The organism is Endozoicomonas sp. SESOKO3 (genome assembly GCF_024606255.1).
Genome location: NZ_JAHHPR010000432.1, coordinates 1 through 1,525, shown reverse-complemented (window position 1 = coordinate 1,525; position 1,525 = coordinate 1). Strand labels below are relative to the sequence as shown.

Below are 1,525 nucleotides of genomic sequence, written 5' to 3'. Positions count from 1 at the left end.
ACGGGCAGCAAAAAAAGCGCAGCGAGCGTTAGATAGGGTAAACCGCTCTTAATGCCTGTCGAGTCCGTTTTACACGGGCTCGCATTTCTTAAGTAAAGGATTAATCGGCAAAAGCTATGACTGAATTTCAAGGTGAGCTCACCTTTGGACGAACTCGTCTGCCATTCAAGGTACCGCACGGAGCGCTATCGGTAAATGTTACGGGCTCTACGGTCACTAAAAGGTTTTTGTATGCAGCTGTCTACGATGCAAAGGATCAGTATCGTGGCAAAGCACTCTTTGAGAAAGCCAACAAGTCACTGTGTTTCAAACCTGAACGGTCAGGGTTTGGTGCGATTGATGGCGATGTTATGGAAGGGGAATGGTATCTCGACTTATACAACATGGATGCCGAGTTCAGACCCAAGCGTGCCATACAATATCGTATTTGGATTGACTTCGATCAGGAGCAAAATCATGAAGAGCTGCTCACCGAAAAGGTTGTGGGAACTGACCACCGTATCCACTTTGATTACAGCAAGCTGCTTAAGTCCGAATCACACTGGTATCGTGGTGATCTTCATGCTCACACCAGACTTTCTGATGGTCACAATAGTCTCTCTGCCGCAAAGCAGATTGTGGAGTCACAAAAACTCGATTTCTTTTTCTTTACCGAACACAACATTTGCCAGCCAGGATTGCCTGTCTCTGAGTCATGTCTTTTCTTACCTGGCATCGAGGTGACCACTGACCTGGGACATTTTAATGTTCACGGGCCTGAATGCATGTTGGATCTTCGAAATGTCGAGCTTACCAGCCAAAGGGTTATCGAAGCCGGTATGCAACTCGCCCGTGCGGAGCAAAGCTCCATCAGTATTAATCACCCGATGATGAAACCCTGGCATTGGCAGTATCCACAGCTTTTACTTGAGCAGATCTCAACCTTTGAAGTGTGTTGCGATCCCACCTGGCCGACATCGCCTCAAGCCACTGAGTCTGCGCTGCGGGTGCTCAATGAAATGTGGAATTGCGGTCATCGGGTGGCCGCCATAGGTGGAAGTGACTCGCATCTGGAGCCCCATGAACGCAACCCCAAAGCGATGGAACCGTCGATATATGGCGATCCTGCTACCTTTGTCTTCAGCCACGGTTTGAGTGGTGAAGGCATCCTATCCGGTTTGCGCAACGGTCAAGTCTACATAGAGCGTCGTTGCGGGCTTTCGTTTGATATCAACAACCATCAACTCTTGCCGGGAGCTGATAGCTCGGGCGAGCCGCTCAGCTACCGAATAGCCGTGCAAGATACTCAGTTGAGTTATCTCGCTGAGTGCATTGTCGATGGCGAGTTGGTTGCAACGATGATGCTGGGTTCAGAACCGAAAATGATGAAGGTCGATTCCGATTATCATTGGTGTCGGGTTGATATTCGCAGGGCCCAGACCCGGGAATTCGAAGGCTGTATCAATGCTGTTTATAACGGTACCAAGCCTACTTTTAAAGCCCCGAAAGTGCGTAGTTGGGGAGAGCTGATAGAGCGATTAAATAG

At 49.1% G+C, this 1,525-nt stretch carries 1 protein-coding gene; it reads left to right on the top strand.

Going from position 1 to position 1,525, the window contains the following annotated elements; translation table 11 throughout:
- Positions 1 to 116: 116 nt before the first annotated feature.
- A partial coding sequence (locus KDK18_RS07460) for a CehA/McbA family metallohydrolase (protein ID WP_257254261.1) occupies positions 117 to 1,525 on the top strand: 1,409 nt, incomplete at its 3' end.